Below are 23657 nucleotides of genomic sequence, written 5' to 3'. Positions count from 1 at the left end.
AAGGCAGTTTGTGAAAAAGACAGATAAAATATCCTAAATATGGACATGAGAGGATAAATTTCTTTGAAAACGAACTGATTAGTTTTTTAGCAATGTAAATATAATATTAAAAGGAGAAAACCTGAAATGAAATTAAAAAAATATGTGAAAACAGCCCTGTTATCATCAATTCTTGCCTTAGGGCTTAGTGTATCAGCTTTAGAAGCTGGAGCTTTAGATGGTAGTATAATCAAGGCGTATGCAAAGAAGAAAGTCACTAAAAAAGTCAAAAATAAAATAAAAAAAGATAAAAAAGTGTTAAAGAAATTTGAGCCTATAGTTGAAGGAAAGAACAAGTATGAAACTTCAGTCTACACAGATGGTAAAAATAATAAAATATATATTTCAGTAGAAGATTTTTTTAATAATTTAAAAGGAACAACAAAAGAGGCTGGTATAAGCATAAATACAAAGAAAAAATCAGTAAAGGTAAATATAGGTAAAAAAAACAAGAATAAATATAACAATATTGATTTACCTAAGAGCATTTATGGAAAGCTTGAAAATATAAAGCTAGATATAGACGGTAAGAAGACAGAGGTTAAAGGTTTTATTGTAAAGTATTATTATTTTTGGTCAAGTGTAGATATATTATATGTGGACTTTGACGAATTGGCAGAAAAGTTTGATCTGCTTTATGAAAAGGATATGTCAAAGAAAAAATATTTGCTTTATACGAAGCTGCCTGAGAATGTAGTGGAATTAAAATCAGATAAGTCCACAATTGAAAGCTATTCAAATGATTTGGATACATTAATTGCGAGCTATGATATAAACGGAAGATGGGCACATCCAATAGAAAACTATTTGTATGAAGAAAATGCTAATTTGATAAGGGTTGAAGCAATAGATGATTATGATAAAAAAGAAGATAGCAGAGTAAGTATAAAGAGATATGATTCATCGGGGAATTTGCTTGAAATAAAGGAACTGCCATATCAAGGTGAAAAGTTTGGTGGCTTTTACAAGGGTGAGGAGTACAATTACCTTATTTTTGGAAACAATAATGAAGAAAAGAATGACGGTAAAGAAGTAGTAAGGATAGTTAAATTTGACAGGGAATTTAATGAACTTGGCAGTGTTTCCGTAAATGGAGCATATACAGTATATCCGTTTGCTGCAGGTTCTTTAAGGTGTGCAGAGATAGGACAGACAATACTCATACATACTTCAAGACAAAGATATGACGGACATCAGAGTCAGCTTACCATAGCGTTTAATGAATATACCATGTCATTACTTAATGCAGACGATTTAGGTGACTTTCAGAGAAATCATGCCAGCCATGATTTCAATCAGTTTGCTATGGCTGACGGAAATGAATTTATAGTGGTAGACCATGGTGATGGTTTTCCAAGGGGTATAAAGGTTAGTTGGATAAGGACGGAAGCTTTGGAACCTGAAAAAAGATATACAGTAAAAGATGGATTGTACGCTATGATAGACTGGGATATGTTTTCGCTTTCGAAAACTAAAGAAATACTTAATATTCCGGGAGAAAGGGGAGCAAATCAAACCGGAGTTTCTATCGGATCTGCTTTACATACAGCAAATAAAGTGCTTGTCGGAGTGAATAGGATTGACTATTCAAAAGCAACAGGCTTTGATAGTTTTGATATTACAGGTAAAGATGTAGATAAAAGAGATGTGGTGCTTTATTCTCTAGATAAAAATACCTTAGAGGTGGTTGAAAATAAATATACAGATTATACTTTAGATAAAAATACTACCTATACTGCACCTAAGATGGTGAAGCTTGATGAAACAAGAATCATGCTTATTTGGAATCAGTTAAATCTTAAAAGTGATAAAAGTGTATTACAATATCTGATTGTTGATGAAAATGGAAATAAGCTTTCTGAAATAAAAACTCTGGAAGATATGAAAATAGCAGATGAAGCTCCAATTATTTACAATAATAAGGTAGTATGGAGTGAGTATAGAAAAGGTAGACTGATACTTAATTCCATACCACTAGAGTAATGTGTCTAAAGTATTTCAAGACTATAATATTGAATGTAAGCTTTTTAAGCGAACGCAAATTTTTCGTTCGCTTTTTTGGACTTTCTGAGAACGAAAAAGTAAAACCTGTTTAAATAGTATCAATTAAATGTTATAACAAAAATTTAGTAACTACGACTAATTAAGCCGAAGTGTAAAATGTGGATTAGGATTTTGGTCTGTTATTAGAAATTTATAAAAGTAGAAGGAGATTGATGACAATGGAAAGAATACAGTTTTATCCAAGTGTGGAGCTTAATGCGGCGCTTAGAAAAGAGAGCGAGAAAAAAGGAGTAAAAGTAAGTGTTATAGTCACAGATATTTTAAATGCCTACTATCATCTTAGTGATGAAAAAGAAGGCAAGATATCAGAAGCTGACATAGAAGACATAGTATTTAAGGAAATATCAGAATATATAAATGACCCTGCTAATGTGGAAAAAGAATTTGAACTCAGCGAAATATCGCATACATTTCACAATATAGATATGACTTATGCAGGAGAGCCTAGGACACTGAGGGCAAGGCTTGGTAAAAAGTTTTTTAAGCTGGTGGAGAAAGGTGAAGGAGAATATGGTAAGGTAAGGCAGGTAATGACTAAAAAAGGAACACCCAAAAGAAGTCATGAAAATAGGTCGGCAATGTATAAGGTTGTAATTGAATAAAATAAACAAATATAAAAAAGGCTAAAAGAGAGTTGAGCACACTCTCTTTTAGTGCTATAATAATAATGTAATTTACTTTAATCCATCTTCTGATAAAGAGTATACTTTGTCGCATACCTCGTCAACAAATTTTCTGTCATGAGAAATGCTTATAATTGCTCCCGGAAACTCTCTTAAGATTCTCCTTATAACAGGACCGGAGAGAGGAGAAAAATTCCTTGTCGGCTCATCTAAAATAAGTACATTTGCACCGGATAAACTCATTTTTAAAAGGAAAATTTTTGCCTTCTGCCCACCGGAAAGTTCTGCAATTGAGTGTTCCATTTCATCAGAGGTATAGTTTATAGAACCCAAATAAGTACGGATTTTGGTACCCTCTTCCTTATCTCCGTTTGGACATAGATATTCCACAGGTGTTATATTTAATTGCAATAATTCTTCATAATTCTGAGGCATATACTCAGCTTTAATATCTGTTCTGGCAAGCAGATTTTCAGCAATTTTATGAAGCAGAGTTGTTTTACCTGCTCCGTTTTTACCTGTAATACAGATTTTTTCTGGACCACGAATTTTAAGAAAAATATTTTCAGCCAGAACGCGCTGTCCGTCAGGAGTGAAAAGCTTAGACAATTCATAGTCTATCACTGTTTTACCGGCCGGAATAGCAGAATTTTTACTTCCCAGCTTAAAAAAGATGGCATCTTCCTGCTCGGGTTTATTGGTCATATTTTCATCTTCCCGTTCAAAGCGGTGTTCCATAGATTTGACACTATGCATTTTTTTCTTCAGAAGCCTTCCACCGGCAGGATCACGCCTTGATATAGTGGCTTGTGCATGGTCTACACTTTGGTAGATGCGTTTTAATTTTTCATCACGAATTTTTTTGGCTTGTTTATCATTTTTATATTGTCTTTCCTGATTTTCAAAGGCTGTTAGGCGTTCTTCTTTATATTTTAGATAAGGAAGCCTTGCTACTGTATATTTACTTATTGTTTTTCTCTGAATCTGTTCAAGATGAATTATCATATTGGCTGTATTTTCAATCAGCACCTCATCATGAGAAATAAATAATACAATGTGTTTCCAGTCTTTTATTATGTGTTCAAGAAATTCCAAAGTCTCTACATCGAGGTCATTAGAAGGCTCATCAAGCAGAAGTACAGTAGGCTCTGAAAATAAAAGTTTCATTAGTCCTGCCTTTACTTTTTCACCGCCGGAAAGAGTTCCCATTGGCTGTTCGCTATAAAAAAAGTCTGTCGGAAGATTGAAATCTTTTGCCATTTTACTTAGAGCCTTGGGAGTTTGTGAGAGAAAATTTTCTTCTTTCATAAAAAAATCATATACACTTAGTTTGAGATATTCTGCCGGAAGCTCCTGTGGGAGATAAGCAATACACTCGTTAGCTTTTATTAATTCCCCTTTGATTTCACAGTAGCCATCAACAAGTTTATCGTCATAAATCCATTTTAAAAGTGTAGATTTTCCATTTCCTTCCTCACCTATGATGACAGCTTTATCTCCATCATTTAGAGTGCAGGAAAAATCATTCAGTATAATACGCAAATCTTTTTTATGTGTAATGGTTAAATTTTTTATCTGTAACATATATCCTCCTTATAAAAAGTATGTGCTTGCACATACTTCGCGCGCGAGCGGTGCCGTAAGGCAAACTTCCCTGCCGCGAGCTGTGCATCCATCGGGGAGATTTTTGTTTAACAGGAAATTTCAAAGAAATTTTCTGTTAAACAAAAAAGCCTGCTTCAGTTTTCCTGAAACAGACTATGTTACAATCTTTACATTAACAGATAAATATATGCCATATAAATTTGAGCTTGGCTAAAAATTAATAGAAATACCTTGCCAAAAACAAAAAAATACACATGTAATCAGGTAATAAAGATGTATAAGTAATCTAATTCAGGAAAATGGACAGACCTATCCTTAAAACTTTTGGTCTGCACTATTACTCTGTTAAATTACTTATTAATAATCATTCTTTCACCTGTCACTATGTGCCTTCCTTTTTTTATATTCTTCATCATATCAAAAAAAGAAATTTTGTCAAGGGGAATTATAAATTATTAAATTGAATAGTTTTGAAAAAACGAATTATTTGGTATAATATAAGACAGATAAACATATTATTTAAAGGGGATGAAAATGTCGCGTGATAATAAACTGGGTATAAGTGATTCTTTTAAACTTGCTGATGAAGAAGAAAAAATCAGTAAGAAAAAAGCGTTGGAAATGTTTCAGACAGGATTTTTAAATAGTTTACAGGCAGGTTCGCTAGAAGCACTTACTCAAATTCATAAATATTTATTTGAAGATATATACAACTTTGCCGGTCAGATAAGAACTGTTAATATAGCAAAGGGAAATTTTAGATTTGCCCCTGCAATCTATCTTACTGAGGCGCTTAAGAGTATAGAAAAAATGCCACAATCAACCTATGATGAGATAGTAGAAAAGTATGTTGAAATGAATATTGCCCACCCTTTCAGAGAAGGAAACGGGAGGAGTACAAGGATATGGCTGGACTTAATCTTAAAATCGGAACTTGACAAGGTGGTAGACTGGAGTAAGGTAGATAAAGATGATTATCTGTTAGCGATGGAGAGAAGTCCGATAAAAGACCTTGAGATAAAACAACTTATTTTCGCTGCCTTGACTGACAAAATAGATGACAGAGAAGTATATACGAAGGGGATTGATTACAGCTATTATTACGAAGGATATGCTACTTATAAAACTGAGGAATTGTAGAAAGTTTGATTGAAAAAGTTATAGAATAATATGAGGTGGTATATGGAAAAAGATCCTTGTATATTTCAATTCACAGAAAACTGTTTCAGGGCATTTACAAATATGCCGGTAAGATTAGAGATTATAATATTACAAAAAAAGAATGGGTGCTTGATGGAGCAACTGTTATGTATGGAAGTGCTTCAGAACTAAGAGCTACACTGGAATATGATATTTTGCAGGAGAAAAACTTTAATTACAAAGGACTGTCAATGGATGATATCATCCATCATCTTGCAATTTTTATTTCCGGGCTATGGCAAATTCATATTTTTGGAGAAGGTAATACAAGAACAACAGCAGTATTTTTTATTAAATATATAAGAACACTTGGATTTTCAGCTACTAATGATATATTTGCAGATAATGCCTGGTATTTTAGAAATGCACTTGTTAGAGCTAATTATACAAGTCTGCAAAATGATATCCACGAAACAACGGAGTATTTAGAAATGTTTCTTAGAAATCTGCTACTGGGAGAAAAGAATGAACTTCACAATCGAAACTTACATATAAGTGGACGTTGGACTAATAAAAAAGTGGACATTGAGACTGAAAAAGTGGACATTGAGACTGAAAAAGTGGACATTGAGATTGAAAAAGTGGACATTGAAAGTATACTTTTGCAAAAAGGAGTAGAGTTTTCTACTAAAACCACTATTCATATCCATAGATTGTTTAGAAAATTTGGCTTTGATGAAATCTTTGGCAGAAGTGCAGTTATGGAATTTCTTGAACTGAAAAGTTCGGGTACATCTAAACTGCTGTCTAACTTAGTACAAGCGGATATTATTGAAGCAGTTTCAGGTTATGGAAAAGGAAAATATAAATTTAAAACTTTTAGCTGTTAAATATTTCTTTACAGGTATATGTATACTAAGGATTTTCTAAAGATACTTAAAAAGTGTGCAGATTTTACAATTATTCTTTGTTACTCACATTTAAAAAATTGCACGATTAGTTAATGTAATGTTATAATGTAACTAAAATGTAACTAAATTATGGTAAAATAGGAAGAGAAATTTTGTACAAAAAGCAAGTAAAATATAAGAAAGAAGGGGTAGTGTTATGAAGACTAAGCAGAAAAGGCGGGCATTTTGGGCAGTACTTATGCTGTTTATGATGGCTGTAAATATTTTAGGGGCGGGTACTCCTTTGGTGTAAGGGCTGAAGAGCCGGAAAAAACTTGGGCTTTCCAAAAAAATGGAGAGCTGGTAGAACAAGATGGGATTAAGTTAAAGGAAACAGCCGTAGAAGATACTTACGGTCAGGCTCCCTACGGTGAGTTTGATGTTAAGCTGGAAGTTGAAGGTGATGTTCCGATTGTAAAAAGCAAGGAAAAGCTTGATGTTGTTTTAGCAATAGATTGCTCCAAAGTATGAGGCATAATAAAAGAATGGTAAAAGCCAAAGCGGCGGCAGCTGCATTTGTTGACAAACTGTTAACCGACGGAGAAGGAAAAGTCAGAACTGACGACAAGGTTAAAGTGGGTTTGGTGGGTTTTGGCGGAGCAAATGAAGTAAAGACCGGACCAGCACTTGAGTCACATCCTTTGAGTGATAATCCGTCTGATTTGAAAAATGCAGTTGACGGATATACATATTATCCATCCAGTCAAAACAGCGGAGGTACTTTTACTCAGGCGGGATTGATGAAAGCTTATGAGATATTACAAGATAACAATGGGCATAATAAAGCCATTGTACTTATAAGTGACGGAGAGCCTACTTATGCATATAAAGATGAAAATCATAATAAAGTTATTGGAAACGGTTATGACTGGTATCTTAAAACAATTAGAGAAACAACCATTGCCGAGGCGGAAAAGATTAAGGGGAATAATGTTACAATCTATTCATTAGGTGTAGGTGTAATCGATAAAGGAAAAGAAGTATTGCAAAATATAGCGACATCGGCTGATTATTACAGTGATGTAGATGGTGCTGCAGACAATTTGAATGCAGAGCTTGATAAGGTTGCCGATAAGGTTAGACCTAATATTATAAATGCCGATATAGAGCTTACAATGAATGATATGGTCGAGTTTAAGAATGCAGCAGACCTTACTGAGATTAAAGTTGAGATTAAAGGTCCTGACGGAGCTGATCAAGCTGCCTTGACTGCAAAGGCGGATGCTATTAAAAAACTGTGACTTGGGATAGTGCTGCCAAGACCCTTAGCTTTGGGGATATCACACTGGATAAGGGCGAAGTTTTAAATATAACATACAAAGCGGAGCTTGTAGAAGCTCATAGGAACGGAGAATGGAAAGCTCTTAATGAGACGGCTGTATTATATCCTGAAGGAAAGGCTAAGGATCCTGATAAAAAGTTGAATTTTAAAATTCCCGAGGTACAGGATAAAAATACTATCGACATTATTGTAAATAAAGAATGGAAAGGACCTATAAAGGAAGGTATACAATTTGTTGAATTTAAAGTTCTTGCAGATGGACAGCCTACTGACAAAGTTATAAGAGTAGAGCCGGATAACAATGGCAAATGGACAGGAACCATTAAAGACTTGCCTATATATAAGGATGGACAGTCAATCGTCTATTCGGTAGAAGAGGCTAACATTGAAGGCTATAAATGTGAAATTATAGGTCAAGCCGGAGCGGCTAATAGTAATGCTAAAGTCTTTAATTGTGTGAATAGAAACACCGAAAAAACTTCATTCACAGTTACAAAAAAATGGGAATACACACCGGTTGATAAGCGTTTTGATGTGGGGGTACAGCTATATGCTGTTGATGGAAGTAAAGAATTTCTAATTGATGGTCAAACAAAAACTATAAGCAAAGATAATTCTGAATCTTCAGTTACTTTTGAGAATCTTCCAAAGTATGATGATGGTGGTAAGGAAATTAAATACACTGCTAGAGAAATAGGCGAAGTTAATAATGAATTAACTAATAATGATTGTAAATTTATAGTAACGTATAAGCAACTGAATGATGCGTATCAAATAACTAACACTTACTCAACTTCTCCGGGAGGTTCAACTCCTCCGGGAGGCTCAGATACCCCAATAAATCCAAATAAACCGGAGAATCCAACAACTCCTGAACAACCGGAGACTCCAAAAAAACCTGATGAAGGTACTCCGACTACTCCAACAGAACCAAGTACTCCAACAGAACCAAGTACCCCAACAGAACCGACTGCTCCAACAAATCCCAGTACTCCGGTATTGCCGGTTGTACCAACTACTCCGGATACATCGGATGAGCCAAGTACGCCAACCGAACCGGTTGTACCGACAGTACCGACAGCTCCCGGTATTCCATCTATAAATCCGCCTGTTGATGTTCCGTTTACTCCTGAGAGGATAATAAATGAGGAGCTTATTCCTGAGGGTAATCCTGTATTTGATATAGTAAATGAAGGGGATACACCTCTTGGAAAGGCGAAAGTAGATAAGAAAGAAAAAACTTATACCTTTATAGATGATGATGAGGCTCCGAAGGGGGTTGCAAAGATTCATGATGATAATACACTTGAAGTAGTAAAGGTATTTGATGACAAGACCCCACAGGGCAGACTTCCAAAAACAGGAGGAAGCAATGGAAACAGATTTATACTGCTTGGTGCAGCCTTATTTGGGTTAGGTCTTATTATAAGAAAAAAGATTAGATAAGTTTTTAAAAGCGAACGCAAAATCAAGCGTTCGCTTTTGCTGCATATAACATATATACTCCGGATTTTTCTTAATATTGCCTTATTCATTCCAATAAGTATTTTATTTCTATGAGCTTAATGGAGAGAATAGAAGATAGAAAGTCTGCTATCAAATATATGGAAAGCTTAAATGTTAAGAGTATAAGGAAATCAAAATTAAAATAGTTTGGAACTTGCAATAATTATTATTTTGTGATAAAATATACTTTGCGTAAAAATGCAATAGCATTTAGGCAAGAACAATTAAATCATGCCTGTTTTATACTGATGGTGCCCTAAGGGTATGGCAGTTAAACGCTGAGACAGGCAGAAGAAAAACCATGGAGGTAGAAAAATGAGCGTTATTTCAATGAAGCAGTTACTTGAGGCAGGTGTACACTTTGGACATCAGACAAGAAGATGGAACCCTAAGATGGCTCCTTATATCTATACCGAGAGAAACGGTATCCACATCATCGACTTACAGAAGTCTGTAGGTATGGTTGATTCTGCTTATGAGGCTTTAAAGAATATTGTGGCTAATGGTGGAACTGTTCTTTTTGTAGGAACAAAGAAGCAGGCTCAGGAGGCAGTTAAGGAAGAGGCTATCCGTTCAGGTATGTACTTTGTAAATGAGAGATGGCTTGGTGGTATGCTTACCAACTTCAAGACAATTAAGAGCCGTATTGCAAAGCTTAAAGAGTATGAGAAGATGAGCGAGGATGGAACATTTGATGTACTTCCTAAGAAAGAAGTTATTCAGATAAAGAAAGCTTGGGAGAAGCTTGAGAAGAATCTTGGCGGTATTAAGGAAATGAAGAAACTTCCTGATGCTATTTTTGTAGTAGATCCTAAGAAGGAAAGAATCTGTATTCAGGAGGCACATGCACTTAATATTCCACTTTTCGGTATTGCAGATACTAACTGTGATCCTGATGAACTTACATATGTAATTCCTGGTAATGATGATGCTATCAGAGCTGTAAGACTTATCGTTGCTAAGATGGCAGATGCTGTTATCGAGGCTAATCAGGGTGAGCAGTTTGTAGAAACAACAGAAGAAGCAGCTACAGAGGAATAATTAGTATAGATATAGATAAAAGCAAATAGGAGGACGAAAAAAATGGCAGCAATTACAGCAGCTATGGTTAAAGAGCTTCGTGAAATTACAGGCTCAGGTATGATGGATTGTAAAAAGGCTCTTGGAGCAACTGACGGAGATATGGACAAGGCAGTAGAATGGCTTAGAGAGAACGGCTTTATGAAGGCTGCTAAGAAGGCAGAGAGAATTGCAGCAGAAGGTGTTTGTGTGGCAGCAGTGGCAGCAGATGGCAAGAGTGCTGCGGTTGTAGAAGTAAACTCTGAGACAGACTTCGTTGCTAAGAATGAGAAATTTACAACATTTGCAAGTGAGGTAGCAGCTAAGGCTCTTACTACATCTGCAGCTGATATAGATGCTTTCCTTGAGGAAGAGTTTGAAGCAGGTAAGTCCATAAAGGCAGCTCTTACAGAGCAGATTGCGGTTATCGGCGAGAATATGAATATCAGAAGATTTGCTAAGCTTGCTGAGGCAGACGGTTTAGTTGAGTCTTATATTCACGGAAGCAGAATTGGTGTTCTTGTAGCTCTTAAGACAAGTGTAGTAAATGATGCAGCTAAGGAAGCAGCAAGAAATGTAGCTATGCAGATAGCAGCTATGCGTCCTACATACCTTAATAGAGATGAGGTTTCTAAAGAATATCTTGATCACGAAATGGAAATCCTTAAGGCTCAGGCGGCTAATGATCCTAAGCTTTCAGGTAAGCCTGCAAATGTACTTGAGAATATTCTTAAGGGACAGCTTAACAAGGAACTTAAGGAAATCTGCCTTGTAGATCAGGTTTATGTAAAGGACAGCAGCTTTACAGTTCAGAGTTATATAGATAGTGTGGCTAAGGAAATCGGAGCAACTATGGCTCTTACAGGATTTGTTCGTTTTGAGACCGGTGAAGGTCTTGAAAAGAGGAGTGAGAACTTCGCTGATGAAGTAGCAGCTCAGATGGGCAACTAATATTTAGAAATTAAAATATTAACAATTACAATCTCTCTGCAAATTATTTGATTTGTGGAGGGATTTTTTGTAATCTATATTAAAGAAAGATGAGGTGATAATTATACTTCCTTTTATAAAAGAACAGTTTATATTTCAAAGCATGTATCATGGGGGGCTTGCTTTAAGAATATTGTTTGCAGGACTTTTAGGTGCAGCGATAGGATTTGAAAGAAAGAACAGAAATAAATTAGCGGGAGTGCGTACACATGCAATAGTAGCACTAGGAGCTGCACTTATGATGGTTGTGTCCAAATATGGATTTTCCGATGTAGACAAATTTGATGCTTCAAGAGTGGCATCTCAGATAGTCAGTGGAGTCGGTTTTCTGGGAGCGGGTATTATATTTGTTAGAAATAATAATTCTGTAAGTGGTCTTACTACTGCCGCAGGTATATGGGCGACAGCCGGAGTCGGCATGAGTATGGGAGCAGGACAGTATTTTTTATCAACTATAAGTACAGTAATGATACTTGTAATGCAGGTTGTATTTCATAGGGTAAGATTTTTGGCAAATGAAGCATTTCAGGATGATATGCGTATTGTGTTAAAGCGTTCTGATAATGGTGTAAAAGATTTGGAAGAATATATAATGAATGAAAGAATTGAGATAAAATCAATTAAAATTTCAAAGGCTGATAAGGAGCTTTTAAAAGTAGAACTGGAAGTATTATTTCCTGCGGGATACAATAAGACCGGGCTTATTAACAGGCTATCCGAGAAGGAAGATGTAGTTTCTGTGAGAGGATAGAGTTTTCCCTTGCAATTTCAATAAGAAGTTACAGGGGGATTTTTTTACATTCACACTTGTGCTATACTGTTTGAGAAGAGAGATGATATATTTTTATCTTATGTTTTAAATGATTTATGTAAGGGGTAGACAATGACTTTAGAAGAAATAAAAAAACTCATACAAGATGGTGAAAAAATAGATGTAGAATTTAAGGAGTCAAGAAATGCTTTGACAAAAGATGTTTATGATACAGTATGTTCCTTTAATAATAGAAACGGCGGGCATATATTATTAGGCATTAATGACAACAAAGAAATAGTTGGAGTTAATCCTGAAAAGGCAGATAAAATTCTTAAAGAATTTACCAATTCCATAAATAATCCACAAAAAATATATCCACCGCTTTACTTAACACCTGTTACAGTTTCTATAGATGAAAAAATAATTATTTACATTAGAGTGCCAAAAGGTTATCAGGTATGTAGGCATAATGGTAAAATTTTGGATAGATCTTATGAGGGGGATATTAATATTACTAATAATGCGGAACTTGTATATAAGATGTATGCAAGAAAGCAAAGCTCATATTTTGTAAATAAAATATATCCCAGCCTTACTTTGGAATGCTTGGACAAGGAGATAATTGAGAGAGCAAAAAATATGGCAATATCAAGGAATCAAAATCATGTTTGGAAAAATATGAGTAATGAAGAACTCCTTAGAAGTGCCAATTTGATATTATTTGATCCGGATACCAACAAAGAAGGAATAACTTTAGCAGCAATTTTATTATTTGGAAAAGATAATTCGATAATGTCTGTTTTATCCCACCATAAAACGGATGCAATATTTAGGGTGGTTAACAAAGACAGATATGATGATAGGGATGTTGTTCTTACAAATTTGATTGACAGTTATGACAGGCTTATGGAGTTTGGGAGAAAACATCTGAATGACTTATTTGTTTTAGATGGAATTGTAAATGTAAATGCAAGAGACAGGATACTTAGGGAAATAGTTTCAAATACTTTGGTGCATAGGGATTTTTCCAGTGGTTTTCCGGCTAAGATTATTATTGATGATGAAAAAATCGTTGTTGAAAATAGTAACTTAGCACATACTTTTGGGGAGTTAGATTTGAAAACATTTGAACCATTCCCTAAAAATCCAACTATCTCCAAGGTTTTTAGAGAGCTTGGTTTGGCAGATGAGCTTGGTTCAGGAATGAGAAATGTTTATAAATATACTCAGCTATATTCGGGTAAAAATCCTATATTTGAGGAAGGTGACATATTTAGAACTATTATTCCACTAAAGAAAATAGCAACGAGGAAAGTAGGCATAGAAGATGTCCCTCTAAATGTCCCTCTAAATGTCCCTCTAAATGTCCCTCTAAATGTCCCTCTAAATTCTAGGGAAGAAATTAAAAATGCGATTATTGAACTTATAAAAAATGATAATAAAGTAACACGTAAATTTATGGCTGAAAGCTTGAAAATAAGTGAGAAGACAGTTTCAAGATATATAAAGGAAATGTCTGATATCAGATATGTGGGAACAGGTAAAAGTGGACATTGGGAAATCGGCAAAAATTCAGGAGATAAACATTGAGAAAACTATTAATCTATATTCGTGACTATACCAGGGAGAGTATCTTAGGTCCTCTTTTCAAACTCTTTGAAGCCTGTCTTGACCTCATTGTGCCACTTGTGATGGCATATATAATAGATAAGGGAATAGGCGGAAATGATAAGGGACTTATAATAAGGCTCTGCCTTGTACTTGTAGGGCTGGGGTTTGTAGGGCTTACATTTTCAATTACAGCCCAGTTTTTTGCGGCTAAAGCCAGTGTTGGTTTTATTAAACAGGTGAAACACGCAGTATTTTCACATATTCAGAAGCTTTCATTTTCAGATATAGACAGGCTTGGTACCAATACACTTATAACAAGGCTTACAAGTGATATGAACCAGATTCAGACAGGTGTCAACCTTACACTCAGGCTGTTCCTTCGTTCGCCATTTATAGTGCTTGGTGCAGTAGTTATGGCATTTTCAATAGATACACAGATTGCAGTTATCTTTGTAATTACTATAATTGTGCTGTCCGCTGTTGTATTTGGTGTAATGCATTGGTGTATTCCAAGGTATAAGGAAGTACAGTCAGCCCTTGACAAGGTGCTTGGGAAGACCAGGGAGAATCTTACCGGAGTAAGAGTTATTAGAGCATTTTGCAAGGAAGATGAGGAAATAAAGAACTTTGAAGCTTCCAATACATTTCTAACAGGCTTAAGTAAAAAGGTTGGAATGGTATCTTCTCTTATGAATCCCTTAACTTATGTAACTATAAATATAGGTATAGCGGCACTTATATATAAGGGGGCTATTCGTGTTGAAGACGGTGCTCTCACTCAGGGACAGATTGTGGCACTTTATAACTATATGTCACAGATTCTTATAGAACTGGTAAAATTTGCAAACATGTTTCTTAATATTACCCGTTCCATAGCCTGTGGCAACAGGGTGCAGAGCATACTTGAGATAGAGCCGGGTATGAAGGAAGGGGCAGATTCTCTTGTTAAAGATATAGAGGAAAACACAGACAACATAGTTGAATTTGAAAATGTAAGTCTGAATTATAATGGTATGTTATCTTCTGTTAAAGAAGAAAATGCTTTGAATAATATCAGTTTTACGGTAAAAAGAGGTGAAACTGTAGGTATAATCGGAGGTACAGGTTCAGGAAAGACCTCTCTGGTCAGTCTTATTCCAAGATTTTATGATGTCAGTGAAGGTGAAATAAGGGTTAAAGGAAAGGCTGTAGCTGATTATAGTTTTAAGGAACTTAGAAAAACAGTAGCCGTTGTTTTACAGAAAGCTTCACTTTTTAAAGGAAGTATAAGGGATAATATAAAATGGGGAAATGAAACTGCGACTGACAATGAGATAATGGAAGCTGTTCGTATAGCACAGGCGGAAGATGTGGTAAATGCTAAAGAGGGGAAGCTTGATTTTATAATAGAGCAGGAAGGCAGAAACCTTTCCGGCGGACAGAAACAACGACTTTCTATCGCAAGAGCACTTGTAGGCAAGCCTGAAATTTTAATTCTTGATGACAGTTCGTCTGCTCTTGATTATGCAACTGACCTTGCACTTAGAAAAGGAATTAATGAATTCGCTTATAAGCCGACTGTGTTCATAGTTTTCCAGCGTACCTCATCCATAATGCAGGCGGATAAGATTATAGTGCTGGATGACGGTGATATGGTTGGACTCGGAAAGCACGAAGAACTGCTTGGAAATTGTGAGGTATATAAGGAGATTTATAATTCGCAATATAGTTAGATTATTTACTCAGTTACCCCCGTATTTAATCACACTCGACTTAGTTACGCCCCTACCTTTGTAAGGTGCTCGTAAGCTCAGAGCTGAGAGGGCGCATTCGCTTCCGAGCACACTTACAAACGGGGCTGTGTGGGGAATTAAGGGAGATATTTACTTTGATGAGTCCGTTCTGACTTCGCTCTTTGTACTTATTAATTGTGGACATTTATCATCTGGAGCGTTATTGAACCACTAATATATAAGGAGTACCTGACATGAAAGATAACAAAAAGATAATTAAAGCAGTTCTTGCTTATATAGGACATTATAAAATACTGCTTTTTGTATCACTTGTAATGGCGATGATTACGGTAGTTTTGACACTGTATTTGCCTATATTATTTGGTGATGCCATTGACCTTATAGTGGGAAGAGGGCAGACAAAGTTTGACAAAATATTTGAAATAATTATAACAGCAGTCATAGTCGCAGGTACTACCTCGCTATTCCAGTGGCTAATGACTACCATAAATAATAAAATAGCCTATAACGTAGTAAGGGATATCAGAAATGATGCTTTTAAAAGGATTGAAAAACTTCCTTTAAGTTATCTGGATTCACATTCTACAGGAGATATAGTAAGCAGGGTAATAGCAGATGCAGACCAGTTTTCAGACGGACTTTTGCTTGGATTTACACAGAGCTTTACAGGAATTGCAACCATACTGGGCACTCTTGTATTTATGCTTAGAATTGATATATTTACAGCACTTATAGTAATGGTGCTTACTCCATTATCCTTACTTGTAGCACGTTTCATTTCAAAGCATACCTATTCTTTCTTTAAGCTTCAGTCAGAAACCAGGGCGGAGCAGACCTCTTTAATTAACGAAATGATAGGAGGTATGGAGGTTGTCAAGGCTTATGGCAGGGAAGAAAAGGCAGTTGAGGCCTTTGATGAAATAAATGAAAAAATAGAAAAGGCTTCTCTTAAAGCTATATTTTTCTCCTCAATCACCAATCCGGCTACAAGATTTGTCAACAATATTGTCTATGCTCTGGTTGGACTCGTGGGAGCATTTCAGGTAGTAAACGGAGGTATAAGCGTAGGTGGACTTTCTGCATTTTTAGCTTATGCAAACCAGTATACCAAGCCTTTTAATGAAATTTCGGGAATAATTACCGAGCTTCAAAATGCTATAGCCTGTGCAGGAAGGCTTCTTGAGCTTATAAATGAGGATATTGAGACAGAAGACGGGAAAACTGTACTTGGAGCAGATAAGTCAAACAAAATTGATAAAAATATAACAAACAATATAGGCGATATAGACTTAGAGAATGTGGCATTTTCTTATGTCAAAGATAAAAAGCTGATAGAAGGGCTTAATCTAAGTGTAAAAAAAGGTCGGAGAATAGCCATAGTAGGGCCTACGGGCTGTGGCAAGACAACTATTATCAATCTGCTTATGAGATTTTATGATGTTGACAGCGGAAGTATAAAGGTAGAAAATACTGATATAAGAGAACTTACAAGACATAGTCTTAGAAAATCATACGGAATGGTGCTTCAGGAGACCTGGCTTAGAAATGGTACCATCAGGGAAAATATAGTTATGGGAAAGCCTGATGCCACAGATGAGGAAGTAATTGTGGCGGCAAAGGTGGCTCATTCACATAGCTTTATAAGCAAGCTGAAGGATGGCTACAATACAGTAATAGACGAGGATGGAAGCGGACTTTCCAAAGGGCAGATGCAGCTTTTATGTATAACCAGAGTTATGCTGCTCTTACCTCCTATGCTTATACTTGATGAAGCAACTTCTTCCATTGATACCCGAACTGAAATCAAAATCCAGAAAGCATTTAACCGCTTGATGGAAGGCAGAACAAGTTTTATAGTTGCACACAGGCTTTCAACTATAAAGGAAGCGGATATCATCCTTGTAATGAAGGAAGGAAAGATAATAGAACAGGGAAATCATGAAGAGCTTCTTGAAAAGAAAGGATTTTATTCAGAGCTTTATAACAGCCAGTTTGTAGGTGTCGGCAGTTAATGTGATATTGCCAAACATATGCAAAATATAGTAATTGGGGGGTATGTGGCTTGATTACGATATTTAGCAAGATGTTTTGTGAATAATTAGGGATAAGTACTTGTATTTTTAAGACTTCGGACTATAATTGTTGACTAATATTTGGATGTAAAGCTTACGAAAAGAGGATAGAGATGAAATCAACACTTAAAAGAACCTGGGCAGAAATCAACCTGGATGCGATAGAATATAATTATAAAAAAATCAAAGAGCATATCGGAGAAAATGTTAAGTTTGCCGGTATAGTAAAGGCAGATGCCTATGGACATGGCTCTGTGAAGGTGGGAGCTAAGTTACAGGAATTAGGGGCTGATTATCTTGCAGTCAGCAGTATAGATGAGGCAATGGAGCTTAGATTTAACGGAATAACCATGCCCATACTCATCTTAGGACATACTCCGAGGGAGCAGGTGGACAGACTTATCTGCTTTAATATAACTCAGGCTGTAACCTGTGAGGCAAAGGCTCTTGAATACAGTGCAGAGGCAGTAAAATGCAAGGGAATGCTTAAAATACATATAAAGGTAGATACAGGAATGTCAAGGCTTGGCTATCTTTGCGAGGGTGAGCATTTTGAACATGGTGTAGATGGTATAGTGAATGTATGTAAACTGCCAAATTTGGAGGCGGAGGGCATATTTACACATTTTGCAGTATCTGATGAAGAGGGTGAAGAATGTAAGGAGTATACAGACCACCAGCTTAAGCTTTTTAAGTCTGTGATTGCAGAAGTGGAAAAAAAGTCAGGAAAGGCATTTTTGCTTCACCATTGTGCCAATACAGGTGCGACAGTAAACCGACCTGACAGCTATATGGATATGGTTCGCCCGGGGCTTCTGCTCTATGGCTATGGAGAGTTTGCAAAGGCACTTGGTCTAAAGCCTGTAATGTCTATGAAAACTACTGTAAGTACAATTAAAGTTTATCCAAAGGGAACTAAGATTAGCTATGGAGGAATCTACACAACCACAGGAAAAACCCGTATGGGAGTTGTGCCTTATGGTTATGCGGACGGCTTTATGCGCTGCCTTTCAAATAAATATTCCTTTATGACAGAAGAGGGAGCAGTAAGGCAAAGAGGCAGAATCTGTATGGATATGTGTATGATAGACCTTACGGACAAGTACAATATAGATGTGGGCAGTGAAATTGAAATATTCGGAGAAAATAATCCTATAGAAACTATGGCTGAAATGGCGGGAACAATTCCCTATGAATTGGTATGTGCCGTAAGCAAGAGGGTTCACAGGATATATATTGAAAACGGCGAAGTGGTAGATAAAGAGCTGATGCTTAGGATGTAGGATTTAATTGAAACTATATATGATAGTGTGGATTGCTTTATTGAATACTATCAAAATGATGGATGGGTTACATTTGATGTGTTAAAGATTTGTCAAAATAACAAATAAATATAATAATATTTATAAAATATTGTATTTTTTAACTAAATGTGATAGACTGTTTTTATAAAAAAATAAGAACAGTCTATTGCTTTATTTTTTACGACAATATACACTCGTGTGTACATATAGACAGAAATGAAAGTGTAGAAAAACGGAGGTAACAATGGTAAAGAAACAGTTTATTCTAATTATGACAGATAGTCAAAGGCGTGATATGATCAGCCGTTGCAATGAGAGGGGAGAGAACATGCATACACCTTGCCTTGACCGTTTGTGTGATCAGGGACTGGCTTTTCAGTCGGCTTATACCACACAGCCGGTATGCGGACCGGCAAGGGCAGGTTTGTTTACAGGTACCTATCCTCATACTAATGGAATGTTAGGTAACTGTATGGCATTGTCGCAGCAAAGCCTGACCATAGGACAGCGTCTCAGCAAGGCAGGAATTCATGCGGCCTATATCGGTAAATGGCATTTGGATGGCGGAGATTACTTCGGTGACGGAATCTGTCCGGATGGCTGGGATGAAAACTATTGGTATGATATGCGCAACTATCTGGATGAATTGGAGAGTGATGAAGACAGAGCACGCTCCCGTACACTTGATACAGCTCTGGAGGGAGAAGGAATCGGTGAAGAATTTACATATGGATACCGCTGTACCAAGAGGGCTTTGGACTTTATGGAAAAGTACAAGGATGAGGATTATTTTTTAGTCGTATCCTATGATGAACCTCACCATCCGTTCTTATCGCCAAAGTCATTTTATGAACCGTTTTATCAGCCATATTTACAGAAACCAAATCAGCAGATGAATTTCTCAAAGCTTCCTGAACATATTCAGGTATGGCATGAAAAATTCTTGGAAATTCAGGGAGGTAAAGGAGATGGCTTTGCTGTAGGGCTTTTGGGTTCAAATTCTTTTATTGATTCTCAGATAGGACGAGTACTTGAGGCGGCTGAGAAAAACGCTGAAGAGGCATTGGTATTGTATACATCAGACCATGGTGATTCACAAGGTTCTCACGGAATACATGCTAAAGGCCCTGCAATGTATGAAGAAATTACAAATATTCCTTTGATTGCACGCTGGAAGAATAAGATTGAAGCGGGGATTACTACTCAAATGCCGGTTTCTCATATAGATATTGTACCTACAATTTTAGATTTCTATGGTTTACCACAGCCAAAGAGCCTGGAAGGTGAAAGCCTGTTAAACAGCCTTACAGATAAAGAAATTACCGGACAAAAAGAGGGCAGACCGGTATTCGTTGAGTTTAACAGATATGAGGTGGATCATGACGGTTGGGGGGGATTCCAGCCGGTACGCTGTGTAGTCAAAGGTAAATGGAAATTAACAATAAACCTGATGACTCAGGACGAACTTTATAATCTGGAGGAAGATTATAATGAAATGCACAATTTAATTGACGATCCTAATTGTGAATCAATACGTAATCAGTTGCACGATTTATTGCTTGACTGGCAGAATGAAACCCGTGATCCGCTTAGGGGATATTATTGGGAGAAGAGACCATGGAGGAAAGATAGGCAAAAGGTATCGTGGGATTGTGGGGGATACTCCAGAAGCCGTCACAGAGAAGATGGAGAAGTTGGTGAATACGGTTATTCAACCGGATTACCGATTGTGGAATATAACCGGAAATATTAAATGGAAGGAACAGTATGAAGCCAAATTCTAAAGGAACTGATGGACAGGATGGGGAAAAAAAGAAAAATTTAAGAGTAACCCGGGCTGATGTTGCCAAATATGCGGGTGTCAGTGAAACCATAGTGTCCTATGTGTTAAATAACAATCGATATGTGGCGGCAGAAAAACGTGAGCGGGTAAAAAAGGCTGTAGCGGAGCTGAATTATCATCCGAATGTGATTGCCAGAGCTTTGCGTAAAAAAACCAGCCGTCAGATATTGCTGATTACTGATATAGTAATTGATGAATTTTTTGGTGAGATTCTGTACCAATTAGATAAATACGCTTATGATAAAGGTTATTTGGTATCACTTTGTAAATATCACAATGTTGATTCCTACCTGGGAAGGGTTATTAACAGCCAGTTTGATGGCATTATTATAAATTCGGCAGGATTTAAAACAGAATATATAAATCAAATTGCCCAGGCAGGAACTCCTGTAGTATTGTTTCTGACAAAAAAATATGAACAGATCCCTGACGGAGTGGCTACTATTGATTCAGGACTGTATAAAGGAGTTGAGGAGGGCTTAGAAACGCTTTGGAAAAAAGGAGCAAAAAATATAGTCTACTTAGCTGAACCTCTGAAAAAAAGAGACTTGCAAAAGGATATCAGATTTTTGGCTTTTCAGGAGGTTGGCAAGAGACATGGACTGACAGATGAGAAAATCTTAGAACAGACTTTTATCGGTTTTGATGAAGATTTATGGCAGGAAGAATTTGCAAAATATTTGGCAAAGAACCACCAGGTTGACGCAGTTTTTACCAGAAATGACAGATTGGCGGCCACTGCCTCTCAAATTGCCCAAACTCTTGGCAGAAAAATTCCGAATGATATCATGATTTTGGGAGTAGACAATTCCAGTATTTCACGCTTGATAACCCCAAGCATAACAACAATTGAGCAGCAAAAGGAGGAGATGAGCAGGGCAGCTATTGAGTTAATCGAAAGTATGAATCAAGGTGCAAGAAACGGCACTTTACAAAGGCAGGAAACAGAAAAGGTATTTACAACAAAATTGATTGAGAGGGACAGTACGAACCGACTGGGATAATCCTTAATTGTAATTTCAAGGAGATAATGTATGAAAATAAATTCTGTAGCAATTTTAGGCTTGGGTGCAGTTGGCTCATATTTGTTATGGGGCTTGTCTAAAAAAACTGATATTGAGCTGTATGTCATAGCTGAAGGAGAGAGAAAATCAAGGTATGAAAAAGAAGGTTTTACTATAAACGGGAAGGAATATCACCCAATTATAAAAACACCCGAAGAAGCAAAGGGTGTAGACCTTCTGATTGTAACTGTAAAATACAATTCTTTAAGACCGGCTCTTTCTGATATTGAAAAGATGGTAGATAAGAATACCATGGTTATGAGCCTTATGAACGGTGTGGAGAGTGAGGACATCATTGCTGAGAAGATAGGAGAAGAGCATATAATTTATTCTCTCATTAAGGTAGCGGCAGAAAGAGAAGGAAATTCAGTTGTATTTGATCCTGAGACTACCATTGGAATTATTTACGGTGAAAAAGACTTAAACAGAGGTAGTGAAAGAGTGGAAGCACTTGCAGAGCTATTCGGGAAAGCAGGACTTCATCACGCTTCCTCTGATGTTATTTTACATGAAATATGGAATAAATTTCGGCTGAATGTAGCCAATAACCAGATTCAGGCTATCATAGGCTGTGGGGTAGGAGCTTACAGGGATAGTGAACATTTGGGATTTCTGAGAAAAAAAGTCAGAGAAGAAGTTGAAGAAATTGCAAAAGCAAAAGGAATTGATTTTTCACTTTGCAAAAGTACGCCTGTAGGAAGCAAGGTGGCTGACAGAGCCAGATATTCTACCTTGCAGGATATTGATGCAGGCAGACACACAGAGATCGATATGTTTGCGGGGGCTGTTGTAAGAATGGGAAAAGAACTGGATATTCCAACACCTTATAATGAATTCATCTTCCATGCAATTAAAGCTCTTGAAGAAAAGAATGATGGGAAGTTTGACTACAAATAGTTAAGAAAAGATGTGAGTGCGAAAAAATATTGACAAGCTGTATGAAATATTACATACTTTATAGGTACTGTAAGGATTTGGGAAGGTGAAACCGGAGCAATCCTGTATCAATAGCAGTAAAAACCTGACTTGTGATAAACTGCTGACATACCAACAGATTCCGGCTCAGGTAATAAAGAAGATTCCTTTATGTAGGTAAAAACAGTTCAGATGGGAAAATATAAAGAGTATGATGAGACTAACTGTTTTTATCTTTCGCTCGGATTTAAAGAATTTGAGATATTTCCTACGCTTTGGGATGAATGGAATCCTTGCCAGGTATATGTGATGGGGATTTAAGTAATATAAATTTTAAAACACCGAAATGGTAGATAAAATCAATTCGGGAGTTTAATAAAAGTTAAAAGCCTGTAATAAGTTAGATATTGATATTATATCAATCAGTTTCTTATTACAGGCTTAAAATTTACTAAAATTTACTTACAGCTCTTTAACCCAAAGTCCATGAAGGTTGCAGTATGCATATACTCTGAGAGCCTTGTCATCAACTATCTTGAAAACAGCCTTTGGCTCGTCAGTAGCCTTAAAATGCTTCATCTGTCCGCCCTTTTCAGTCTCAACATATACCCATTCAATATTATGCTCTTCTGTCATTGGATGAACTACACTACCTACAACAACATTGATTGTATCGCCGTCAACGCTAACCTCAGGTACATGCTTCTCAACAGCAGCTTCCTTTGAGTTTGGCTTTAAATACTTAAGCTCCTCTGAGAAAAGTTTGTGCTCATGCTCGTGGTCACCCTTTCTAATTACCTGTACCTCAAAGTCGCAATCCTTACAGACATAAAATCCTAAATTCTCCATTATTAAATCCTCCTTGTATTGTTTGATATGAGCCAAAATATTGCTCAATTTAATATTATACTTAAACCATAAAAAGTCAACTCAATTTACCAAAATTTTTTAAAAAGCCACTCTGTTAGGTTTTATCAAATTATATCACACACAATTCGTTTTGTCTAGGTGAAAAATAAATATTTTTATTTTGGATAAAAGCTGATGTCAGGTGAGTTTATATATGAAAAGTTTATGTTATGGACTTGACAAGTATGGTAAGA

Annotated in this window: 19 protein-coding genes and 1 pseudogene; 18 read left to right on the top strand and 2 right to left on the bottom strand. The window is 36.4% G+C overall.

The features are described 5' to 3' along the window. Positions 1–126: 126 nt before the first annotated feature. A complete protein-coding gene (locus tag ACTTKP_RS00625) occupies positions 127–2022 on the top strand; it encodes a hypothetical protein (protein ID WP_442551969.1) in 1896 nt (631 codons plus the stop codon). Between the two features lie 239 nt (positions 2023–2261). Continuing rightward, entirely contained in the window at positions 2262–2705 is a 444-nt protein-coding gene (locus tag ACTTKP_RS00620) for a hypothetical protein (protein ID WP_442551968.1), read from the top strand. A 72-nt stretch (positions 2706–2777) separates the two neighbouring features. On the opposite strand, the gene ACTTKP_RS00615 is transcribed toward ACTTKP_RS00620, so the two are convergent. Further along, positions 2778–4310 (bottom strand): ATP-binding cassette domain-containing protein, encoded by a 1533-nt coding sequence (locus tag ACTTKP_RS00615; protein WP_442551967.1) that lies wholly within the window; start codon positions 4308–4310, stop codon positions 2778–2780. Between the two features lie 555 nt (positions 4311–4865). Between ACTTKP_RS00615 and fic the strand changes: the two genes are divergently transcribed. The 16 genes and pseudogenes from fic (at position 4866) to ACTTKP_RS00535 (ending at position 22875) form a co-directional block, all read left to right on the top strand. Beyond that, positions 4866–5471 (top strand): protein adenylyltransferase Fic, encoded by a 606-nt coding sequence (gene fic, locus ACTTKP_RS00610; protein WP_442551966.1) that lies wholly within the window; start codon positions 4866–4868, stop codon positions 5469–5471. 59 nt (positions 5472–5530) lie between these two features. Then, positions 5531–6361: pseudogene (locus ACTTKP_RS00605) on the top strand (Fic family protein); the annotation flags it as partial. Between the two features lie 246 nt (positions 6362–6607). Continuing rightward, complete coding sequence (locus tag ACTTKP_RS00600; protein WP_442551965.1) at positions 6608–6892, top strand: hypothetical protein; 285 nt, start codon at positions 6608–6610, stop codon at positions 6890–6892. Between the two features lie 14 nt (positions 6893–6906). Next, on the top strand, positions 6907–7662 hold the full coding sequence (locus ACTTKP_RS00595; RefSeq protein ID WP_442551964.1) for a vWA domain-containing protein: 756 nt from the start codon (positions 6907–6909) through the stop codon (positions 7660–7662). Next, entirely contained in the window at positions 7659–9149 is a 1491-nt protein-coding gene (locus ACTTKP_RS00590) for a Cna B-type domain-containing protein (RefSeq protein ID WP_442551963.1), read from the top strand. The genes ACTTKP_RS00595 and ACTTKP_RS00590 overlap by 4 nt, the downstream gene beginning before the upstream one ends. Positions 9150–9524: 375 nt before the next feature. Continuing rightward, positions 9525–10250 (top strand): 30S ribosomal protein S2, encoded by a 726-nt coding sequence (rpsB, locus tag ACTTKP_RS00585; RefSeq protein ID WP_442551962.1) that lies wholly within the window; start codon positions 9525–9527, stop codon positions 10248–10250. 42 nt (positions 10251–10292) lie between these two features. After that, positions 10293–11219 (top strand): translation elongation factor Ts, encoded by a 927-nt coding sequence (gene tsf / locus ACTTKP_RS00580; protein WP_442551961.1) that lies wholly within the window; start codon positions 10293–10295, stop codon positions 11217–11219. Positions 11220–11313: 94 nt separating this feature from the next. Further along, entirely contained in the window at positions 11314–12009 is a 696-nt protein-coding gene (locus ACTTKP_RS00575) for an MgtC/SapB family protein (RefSeq protein ID WP_442551960.1), read from the top strand. 132 nt (positions 12010–12141) lie between these two features. Next, complete coding sequence (locus tag ACTTKP_RS00570; protein WP_442551959.1) at positions 12142–13602, top strand: RNA-binding domain-containing protein; 1461 nt, start codon at positions 12142–12144, stop codon at positions 13600–13602. After that, a complete protein-coding gene (locus tag ACTTKP_RS00565) occupies positions 13599–15335 on the top strand; it encodes an ABC transporter ATP-binding protein (protein ID WP_442551958.1) in 1737 nt (578 codons plus the stop codon). The genes ACTTKP_RS00570 and ACTTKP_RS00565 overlap by 4 nt, the downstream gene beginning before the upstream one ends. Before the next feature lie 254 nt (positions 15336–15589). Continuing rightward, complete coding sequence (locus ACTTKP_RS00560; protein WP_442551957.1) at positions 15590–17368, top strand: ABC transporter ATP-binding protein; 1779 nt, start codon at positions 15590–15592, stop codon at positions 17366–17368. Between the two features lie 173 nt (positions 17369–17541). Then, positions 17542–18711, top strand: a complete 1170-nt coding sequence (gene alr / locus ACTTKP_RS00555; RefSeq protein WP_442551956.1) for an alanine racemase — start codon at positions 17542–17544, stop codon at positions 18709–18711. Positions 18712–18976: 265 nt separating this feature from the next. Continuing rightward, on the top strand, positions 18977–20485 hold the full coding sequence (locus ACTTKP_RS00550; protein WP_442551955.1) for a sulfatase-like hydrolase/transferase: 1509 nt from the start codon (positions 18977–18979) through the stop codon (positions 20483–20485). Between the two features lie 14 nt (positions 20486–20499). Then, positions 20500–21579, top strand: a complete 1080-nt coding sequence (locus ACTTKP_RS00545; protein WP_442551954.1) for a LacI family DNA-binding transcriptional regulator — start codon at positions 20500–20502, stop codon at positions 21577–21579. Between the two features lie 30 nt (positions 21580–21609). Next, positions 21610–22536 (top strand): ketopantoate reductase family protein, encoded by a 927-nt coding sequence (locus tag ACTTKP_RS00540; RefSeq protein WP_442551953.1) that lies wholly within the window; start codon positions 21610–21612, stop codon positions 22534–22536. A gap of 210 nt (positions 22537–22746) precedes the next feature. Beyond that, on the top strand, positions 22747–22875 hold the full coding sequence (locus tag ACTTKP_RS00535; protein ID WP_442551952.1) for a hypothetical protein: 129 nt from the start codon (positions 22747–22749) through the stop codon (positions 22873–22875). Positions 22876–23016: 141 nt separating this feature from the next. On the opposite strand, the gene ACTTKP_RS00530 is transcribed toward ACTTKP_RS00535, so the two are convergent. Next, complete coding sequence (locus ACTTKP_RS00530; protein ID WP_035041164.1) at positions 23017–23403, bottom strand: desulfoferrodoxin family protein; 387 nt, start codon at positions 23401–23403, stop codon at positions 23017–23019. Between the last annotated feature and the right edge of the window lie 254 nt (positions 23404–23657).

The organism is Catonella sp., assembly GCF_052169795.1.
Lineage (GTDB): Bacteria > Bacillota > Clostridia > Lachnospirales > Lachnospiraceae > Catonella.
Note: the sequence above shows the minus strand (reverse complement) of the source record. Positions and strands in the feature narration are given on the sequence as shown.